Annotated in this window: 8 protein-coding genes; 5 read left to right on the plus strand and 3 right to left on the minus strand. The window is 76.5% G+C overall.

The window, feature by feature from the left end; all coding sequences use genetic code 11:
* Positions 1 to 1,255 (plus strand): VWA domain-containing protein (locus PV721_RS38265; protein ID WP_319732696.1); only part of this gene is annotated, 1,255 nt, incomplete at its 5' end.
* Positions 1,252 to 3,039 carry an SWIM zinc finger family protein gene (locus PV721_RS38270; RefSeq protein WP_319732698.1) on the plus strand — a complete coding sequence of 596 codons (1,788 nt, stop codon included), beginning with the start codon at positions 1,252 to 1,254 and terminating at the stop codon, positions 3,037 to 3,039. The genes PV721_RS38265 and PV721_RS38270, both read left to right, overlap by 4 nt.
* A gap of 14 nt (positions 3,040 to 3,053) precedes the next feature.
* On the opposite strand, the gene PV721_RS38275 is transcribed toward PV721_RS38270, so the two are convergent.
* Positions 3,054 to 3,533, minus strand: a complete 480-nt coding sequence (locus PV721_RS38275; RefSeq protein ID WP_319732699.1) for an HAD domain-containing protein — start codon at positions 3,531 to 3,533, stop codon at positions 3,054 to 3,056.
* A gap of 26 nt (positions 3,534 to 3,559) precedes the next feature.
* On the opposite strand from PV721_RS38275, the gene PV721_RS38280 reads away from it, so the two are divergent.
* Together PV721_RS38280 and PV721_RS38285 are read left to right on the plus strand one after the other, a co-directional pair.
* The gene (locus PV721_RS38280; RefSeq protein WP_319732701.1) at positions 3,560 to 4,279 is read left to right on the plus strand and encodes an MOSC domain-containing protein; all 720 of its coding nucleotides are present in this window, start codon (positions 3,560 to 3,562) and stop codon (positions 4,277 to 4,279) included.
* 75 nt (positions 4,280 to 4,354) lie between these two features.
* On the plus strand, positions 4,355 to 5,083 hold the full coding sequence (locus tag PV721_RS38285) for a hypothetical protein (protein WP_319732703.1): 729 nt from the start codon (positions 4,355 to 4,357) through the stop codon (positions 5,081 to 5,083).
* Here PV721_RS38285 and PV721_RS38290 read toward each other — a convergent pair.
* Positions 5,067 to 6,704: a carboxylesterase/lipase family protein gene (locus PV721_RS38290; RefSeq protein WP_319732705.1), complete on the minus strand. Its 1,638-nt coding sequence runs from the start codon at positions 6,702 to 6,704 to the stop codon at positions 5,067 to 5,069. The genes PV721_RS38285 and PV721_RS38290 overlap by 17 nt on opposite strands.
* A 188-nt stretch (positions 6,705 to 6,892) precedes the next feature.
* On the opposite strand from PV721_RS38290, the gene PV721_RS38295 reads away from it, so the two are divergent.
* Positions 6,893 to 7,864 (plus strand): hypothetical protein, encoded by a 972-nt coding sequence (locus tag PV721_RS38295; protein ID WP_319732707.1) that lies wholly within the window; start codon positions 6,893 to 6,895, stop codon positions 7,862 to 7,864.
* A 54-nt stretch (positions 7,865 to 7,918) separates the two neighbouring features.
* Here PV721_RS38295 and PV721_RS38300 read toward each other — a convergent pair.
* Positions 7,919 to 8,214, minus strand: a 296-nt coding sequence (locus PV721_RS38300) for an NAD(P)/FAD-dependent oxidoreductase (RefSeq protein WP_416371269.1), incomplete at its 5' end; no start/stop codon positions are given.

Below are 8,214 nucleotides of genomic sequence, written 5' to 3' on the forward strand. Positions count from 1 at the left end.
GGCGGGACGGGCGTCGGCCGGGCCGGACCCGGCGGCCTCCGTCTGCGGGGCGCGCCGCGGCCCGACCGCGGCGGCCGCCGCGGCCCTCCTCTCCTTCACGGCCGCCCCGCCCGCCGCCCCGACGCCCGAGGCCGTGGAACACCGCCTCGCCCCGGCCGACCGCTGGCGGCTGCTGCTCGGACGCGAGCGCGAGCGGCTGCCCGCAGGCGCCCGCCGCTACGCCCACGCACTGGACGAGCTGTACGGCGCCGGGGCCGGCGAAGGCGCATCCGACCTCGAATCCGGCCAGGGGGGCGGCCAGGAGGCCTCCTTCCCCACGGCCCGGGAGTGGTCGCAGGAGCTGGAGGCGCTGTTCGGCGCGGACGTACGGGAGGAGGTGCTCGCGGGCGCCGCCGACGCAGGCCGCACCGACGTGCTCGCCCAGCTCGACCCGGCGGCCGTACGGCCCTCCGTGGAACTGCTGAGCTCCGTACTGTCCCTGGCCGGCGGGCTCCCGGAGGCCCAACTCGCCCGCCTGCGCCCCCTCGTCAAACGGCTGGTCGACGAGCTCGCCAAGGAGCTGGCCACCCGCCTGCGCCCGGCCCTCTCCGGCCTCGCCACCCCGCGCCCCACCCGCCGCCCCGGCGGCAGGCTCGACCTGGCCCGGACCCTGCGCGCCAACCTCGCGCACACCCGGCGACGGGACGACGGCACCGTGGTCGTCGTACCCGAGCGGCCCGTCTTCAGCACCCGGGCGAGCCGCGAGGCCGACTGGCGGCTGATCCTGGTCGTCGACGTCTCCGGCTCGATGGAGGCCTCCGTCATCTGGTCGGCCCTGACCGCGGCCGTGCTCGGCGGCGTACCGACCCTGTCCACCCACTTCCTCGCCTTCTCCACGCAGGTCGTGGACTTCACCGACCGGGTCGACGACCCGCTCTCCCTGCTGCTGGAGGTCCGCGTCGGCGGCGGCACGTACATCGCCGCCGGTCTCGCGCACGCCCGCACCCTGATCACCGTCCCGAGCCGCACCCTCGTCGTCGTGGTCAGCGACTTCGAGGAGGGCGCCCCGATCGGCGGACTCCTCGGCGAGGTCCGCGCGCTGGCCGCCTCCGGCGCCCATCTGATGGGCTGCGCCGCGCTCGACGACGCGGGGACGCCCCGGTACTCGGTCCCGGTCGCACGGCAACTCGTCGCGGCCGGCATGCCCGTGGCCGCCCTCAGCCCCCTCGCCCTCGCCCGCTGGGTGGGCGACCGCCTCCGTGGAGAGTCCCGTTGAGCACCGAACTGCCGCCCGTCGCACCCGAGGTGCTCGCCGAAGCGGTCGAGAACCTCACCGCCCGCCTGCGCAAGAAGCTGGACGCCGCAACCGAGAGCTGCGCGGCGGGCGCCGTCCGCGCGGCGGACGGCAGCGTCACCGTCAGCTTCGGCGAGGACGCCCTCGTCACCCTGCGCCCCGGCCCGGCCGGGACGGTCACCGAGGCCGGACAGGCCACCTGCAGCTGCCTGCTGGCGCCCCGCTGCCTCCACCGGGCCGCCGCACTGGGCGCGGCCCCGCTCGCGGACGCGGCCCCGCCGCAACCGCCCGCGGAACAGCCCGAGCCCGGCCCCCCGGCGGAGCCGGGGTCCGCGGAGCCCACCGACCCGGCGCCGGCCCTCACCGAGGCCCAGCTCGGCGCCGCGGCCGCGCTCTGGCTCGCCGCCGCCGAAGCCCTCGCCGCCGGAGTGACGGCCGGCGGAGCCGTGGTGCAGGCCGAGCTGCTGCGCGCCGCGCACACCGCCCGCCTCGCCGGACTGCCGAGGGCCGAGGCGGCCGCCCTCCGGGTCGTACGCGGCCTGCGCGCCGCCCGGGAGCGCCGGGCCGCGCAGCGGCTCGGCGCCCTCACCGGAGCCTTCCGCGAACTCCTGCACACCGCCGGACTGCTGGCCTCCGGCGCGGCGGACCCGGTCCTGACCGGCACCGCCCGCCGCGCCTACGCACCCGGCGGCAGCCTCCAGGTCCACGGCCTGTGCCGGGAGCCGGTGCTCTCCGCCACCGGCTACGGCGGAGTCGTCACCCACCTGCTCGCCCCCGATGGCTCCCGCTACTCGGTGTCCGACGTCCGCCCCGGCGGCCTGGCCCGGGCCCGCGGAGCCGGCTCCGCCTCCGTCGCCCTCGGCGGCGCCACCCTCGACCACGCCGGTCTCGCCCGCGGCGGCCTGCGCATCGTCGGCGCGACGGTTTCCGCGGAGGGCCGGCTCGGCGCGGGACGCGGGGTCAGGGCGACCCCGCTGCGCGGCACGCCCTGGACCGAGCAGCCCGCCGCGCCGCTCTTCGCCCGCCCGGCCGCCGAGGCCGTCGCCGAGCTGCTGGCCGAGCCGGTGGCGGCCGAGTCCGCGCTGCTCGGCTGCGATGTCACCGTCGTCGGCGCGGCCGGCGAACACCTCCTCGTCCGCGAGGCCCGCCCGGACGCACCGCTGCTGCGGCTGCTGCCCGCGCACCCCCACCCGGAGCTGGCGCACACGGCGAACCTGCGGCGCATCGCCTCGTACCCCGGACTCCGGCTCCGGGTCCTGGGCCGCCCCGACCTGGACCGCGCCGCCACGCTGCGCCCCCTCGCCGTCGGCCCGGTGCCCGGGGCGCCGTACACGCTACGGCTGCCCGAGGAATGGCTGGGCCGCGCCGACCTCGGCTACGACCGCCTCCAGGGCATCCACTTCCCGCCGCAGGCCGAAGCCCCCGGGACGGTCCCAGTGGCCGAGGGCCCGGACCCGCTGGCCGACTCCCCGCTGTGGCGGGTACGCCGCCTCCTGGAGACCGGAGTCGCCGGGGGCCGCCGCGCCGTCGCGGAAGCGGCCCGCGGTACGGAGCCCGTGGCCTCGTACGGCCCGCTGCGCCGGGCCGGGCTCACCGCCGCGGCGGAGCTGTCGGCCGACCTCGCCGCCGAGGCCGACCGCCGCCCCCGCAACGCCTTCGGCCGCCTCACCGATTCCTCGCCCGACGGCTACGCCTGGGCCTGGCTGGCCGCGGCCACCCACCTCGCGGCGGCGGAACGCTCCCTGGTCGAGGCGTCGTGGGCCTAGGGTCCGTTCGGCCGTCATTCCGAACGGAGCCATGCCCACAGCGCGTTGAAGTCCGCGTCGGTCAGTCCCCGCCCGGGATCCACGCGGTGCAGGAGCGCCCGGCCGGGGTGCCGGGCGGCCACCCGGTCCCGGTCGGCGTCGGTGATCTCGTCGTCGACCCACACGAAGGGCCGTCCGGCCGCGTGGGCGAGGAGGGCGGGGGTCTTCCAGTGGATCCCGCCCCGCCCGTCCTCGTCGGACGGCTCCGGCCAGATCACCAGCGGCAGCTCCGGGAGGCCGAGCCGGGGCGCGACGCACTCGTTGGCCTCGGCCATCCAGGTCGTGGCCCACACCAGATCGCACGGCAGCGCCGCCAGCCGCGGCCCCAGGGCCGGATCGATGCGGGCGAGCAGCGGGTTGGCATCGTCCCCGGGCGGGTACGGGCCCGCCCCGAACGGGATGAGCGGTCCGTCGACATCGAGGTAGAGGAGGGGACGGACCAGGGAACGGGTCATGAATCCACCGTAGTACCGTCGTGCCGGTGGCGGAGAACGTGGGCGTGGCAGAGCGGTTGTGGCGGTACCCGATCAAGTCGACCGGCGGCGAACTGCTGCGCGGCGTACGGGTCGACGAGCGCGGCCTGGTGGGCGACCGGCTGTACGCGGTACGGGACGCGGACGGCAGGTTCGGGTCGGGCAAGAACACCCGGCGCTTCCGGCGGATGGACGGCCTGCTCCACCTGCGCTCCCGCTTCGCGCCGGGCGGCCACGAGCCGGGCCTGCCCGAACTGATCGACCCTCACGGACGCGTGGTGGCCGATCCCACGGCCTACCTCCGCACCTATCTCGGCCGCGATGACGTCGAGTTGGCCCGCGAGGGCGAGGTCTCCCACTTCGACCAGCTGCCGCTCAGCATCCTCACCACGGCCACCCTCGACTGGATCCGCAACCAGGTGCCGGGCGTGCCGGTCGACGAACGCCGCTTCCGTCCCAACATCCTCCTGCGCACCCCGCCCGGCACCCCGCCGTTCGTCGAGGACGAGTGGATCGGCCGCAAGGCCCGCCTGGGAGACACCCTCCACATCGAGTTGCTGCGCTCCAGCGAGCGGTGCGTGATGACCAACCAGGCCCAGCAGGACCTTCCGCACACGCCGCTGATCCTGAAGGCGATCGCCAGGGCGCACGACAACCGGCTCGACGTGCTCGCGCAGGTCCTCACACCCGGAACGGTCAGGGTCGGGGATCCCGTCGTGCTCGCATAGCCGCCGCGACCGGGTGGGTGAGAGGCGGAACCGGCACGGCCGGGATCTCCTCTTGCTGACCAAAGGGGGACGGTCATGACGATCGCAGCGGGGTGCGTGGGACGCGTGGTGGTGGCGGGGCTCCTGTGTGCCGTACTGGCGGGGTGCGGGACGACCCGGGCGGGGCAGGCCGCGCCGCCCGCCGGCGTACCCACGCTCGCCCCGGCCGAGTGCGACCTCGACGTGCCGACGGACGAGGGCACCGGCGGGGACGCCGGCCCGCCGACGGACCAGGAGCCGGGCGGATACGCGGGCCCGCCGACCGACGAGCAGACGGGCGCCTACGCGGGCCCGCCGACCGACGAGCAGACCGGTGCCCCCGCCGGTCCGCCCACCGACGAGGACACGGGAGCCCCCGCCGGTCCGCCGACGGACCAGGAGACGGGCGGATCCGCCGGCCCGCCGACCGACCAGGAGACCGGCGGATACGTGGGCCCGCCCACCGACGGCGAGATGGGGAACGGCGGCGGCCCCTGCGGCCCGGCCGACTGGTTCGACATGACCCGGGACTTCAACGCCTACTACGACGAGCGCCGCACCGACCAGGACGACGACATCCGCGTCCGGGAGACCCGCGTCCGCAAGGTCCGCGTGGTCGGCGAGGCGCGCATCACCTTCACCACCAGGGAGGTGGGCAAGGGCGCCGCCGAGGACGCCCGCCGGATCGCCGCGGTGTTCACCGCATGGCGGCGCCAGGTCTACGGCGACACGGGCACCCTCACCCTCCGCACCGACGAGCACACCGTCATCACCCAGAAGTGGTGACCCCGGGCCACCGCGCGTCCCAGAACGCGCAGTGGTGTTCGGCCCGCGCGTCCACCGTGCGGATCCCGCCCGCGCCCGGCGCCAGGGACAGCACCGCCGCCGCCGATCCGTGGCGGGCCCATGGCGGCGCTCCCGGCGCGGCCGGGACGCCCGTGCGGGCGAATCCGGTCCAGTAGCCGGTCATCCGGTCCGCGAGCTGCTGCTGGGGGCCGGTCAGCGGAGCCATCGTGAACAGGTAGGGAAGTTCGAAGCCGTGGGTCGCGCCGAACGGCAGCCCCGGCGCCTCCGGCAGACCGGGGAAGTTGGGCGCGCCGCGGTCGCTGAACCGGTACTCGTACGTCGGCACCTGCCGGGCCAGCGCCCTGCCGTCCCGCAAGGCCGGACAGACGAACGACGCGTCCGTCAGCAGGGTGGCCCAGGCCACCGCAGGGGTCGGGTAGGCCGAGACCGGATAGCGGGCTTCCACGGCACGGGCGGCCGAGGCGCCGAAGGACAGTTCCAGCCGGGCCCGGTACGCGGCTTCGTCGCCGATCGGATACGCGGCCAGGGTCTGCGCGAGGAAGAGGCGCATCTCGTCCTGCGTGGCGCCCTGCATCACCGGCACCCGGTGGAACCGCCCGGCCTCCAGCGCCTGCCGCGGTTCCACCGGCAGCGTGCTGTTGCCGTAGGGGACCAGGGAGAAGCGCTGCATCAGTTCGGCGGTCGCGAGGGTGCCGGAGTCCAGGCGGCGCAGGCAGTCCAGCGCGCCGGTGGGCCGGCCGCAGCCGAGCCGGGCCGCCGCCAGGACGCCCTCCTCGACCGTGCGCCGCTCGGGCACGAAGGGCTCGTACGTGCCGAGGCCGGGCAGCAGCGACCGGGGAGGCATGGTGGTCGAGCACGACCCGCTCTGCACGATCGCCTTCTGGAAGAGGCCCGCCGAGGTCGGGGAGGTGAGGTGGGCGCAGACGCTGAGGGCCCCCGCCGATTCACCGAAAACGGTGACGTTGTGCGGGTCCGCGCCGAAGCCCTCCGCGTTGGCCCGCACCCAGCGCAGTGCCGCCCGCTGGTCCGCCAGGGCGAAGCCGGGAGCACCGCCGAGCTCGGGATGGCCGAACAGGCCGAAGACGCCCAGCCGGTAGTTGACGGTCACCACCACGGCCCCGCCCCGCACGGCCAGCCGGTCCGGCCGGTAGGGATCCCCCGCGCCGCTGAAGAAGCCGCCGCCGTGGAACCAGACCATGACGGGCCGGAGCCGGCCCCCGCCCCCGGCAGCGATGCCGCCCGGCGGAGCGGTGACGTTGAGGTAGAGGCAGTCCTCGGAGCCGATCGGCGCGCCCGGCTCGAGGACGGGCAGCTGCACGCAGCGCGCACCGGGCGCCCCGGCGTCCCGTACGCCCTCCCATCGGGGCGCCGGCTCCGGGAGCCGCCAGCGCAGTGCGCCGGTCGGGGGAGCCGCGAAGGGGATCCCCTCGAAGGTGCGGTAGGCGCCGTGCGACCGGCCCCGTACGGCGCCCCCTTCGGTGGTCACGACGGGCCCCGTGTCAGCGGCGGGCCCCTGCGGCGGTGCGGCGGCGCCCAGCAGGAGCAGCAGCACCGGCGGCAGCAGCGCGCACCGGCGACGGACCTGGCGAATGTCGGTCACGCCGACGACCTTTCCCCCGGGGGACCCGGGCGGGCCGGGGCGGGCCGACGGGGAAGCGCCCCGTTTGCCCGCCCCGAATGGCGCAGTGAGCAGAACTGGCACTCAATGTAACAAAGCGTGCGCTTCCCATGACGCACGATGACCGGCGCGCGATGTGTGGACCCGCGCGTCGGCGAACGGAGCTTTCCATGAATGACCCCATCACCCTCGCGACGACGCCACCCGAAGAACGCCGCGGAACCCCCGACTCCACCGCGCCGGACGCGCCGAACACACAGCGCATGCGGACCCTGCTGGACACGGCGGCCACGTGCCGTCCCCTCGAGGAGGTCACCGCCCTGGTGAGCCTCCTCAAGGAGGGCGGCCGGCTGCCCGAGGCCGGACACGAGGCGCTGCGCACGGCCGCCGTGACCCGGCCCGTACAGGACGTGCGGCGGATGGTCGCCCTTCTGGGCGAGCCCCCGCACGAGGTGGTCGAAGCGGACATCACGTTGCGCGCCGCCGCCGTCGGGCGGTCCATCGAGGACGTGGCCCTGCTGGTCACCATCCTCGGGAAGGACGAGCCGGGCACGGAGGACCGGCAGCGCCGCGCCGGGCCTCCCGGGGCCGCCGAGCCGGACGACGAGGAGCGCCACCACGAACCCGAGGACGAGCCGTACGACGAGCGGTTCGAGGAGCCGTACGAGCTGCCGTACAGGGAGCTGTACGACGCGCGGCACCAGGAGCGGCACGAGGAGCCGCGCCGGCGCACCGCCCCCGCCGACGAACCGGCCGGCTCCCCGGCGCTGCGGCACGTACTGCGCTGGCCGGTGGCGCTCACCCTGCTGGTCAGCGGCGCCCTGCACCTGCCGGCCGACCTGACGGCCCTGCCGTCCGCGGCACCCGCCGGCTTCCTGCCCCTCCTCGTCACGGTGCTCTGCCTGGGAATCGGCGCCCTCGTGGCGCTCCGGGACACCCCGGGGGTGTGGCGGGCCGGCGCGGTCACGGGCACCGGCGTCGTGGCTCTGCACGTGCTCGGCGGATCGGCGGGCTTGGACCCGTTGGCCGGCGCCGTGGGCGGCACCCTGGCCTGGGCGGGCGTGACCGTCGTGCTGTGCGCGGCGACCGGCGCAGTCCTCGCCGGACTGGCCCTGAGGAACCGTCAGGAGAACTCGGCCTGACCCGCGGCCCCGCCGCCGGACCGGCACCCCGCGCCCCCTGCGCGGGGTGCCGCGTCATGCCAGCAGGTTCACCGCCCCCGTGAACACCCGCGGCAGCCGGGCGGCCAGCGGAACGATCCGCGGGGCGAGCCGCGGCTGGTGACGGGCCCAGAGCAGGGACGCGGTGAGGGTGCGGTAGCTGCGCGACAGGTCCCGCCAGGCCTGCTCGTACGCCTGCGGCCGGCCCGCCCGTACGCAGCGCACCAGCTCGCCCGCCGCCGACACGGCCAGGGTCAGGCCCTCGCCGGTCAGCGCGTCCACGTAGCCCGCCGCGTCCCCCACGAACAGCACGCGCCCCGCCACCCGTACGC

This window comes from Streptomyces sp. MB09-01 (assembly GCF_033794505.1).
In the GTDB taxonomy this organism is placed as follows: domain Bacteria; phylum Actinomycetota; class Actinomycetes; order Streptomycetales; family Streptomycetaceae; genus Streptomyces.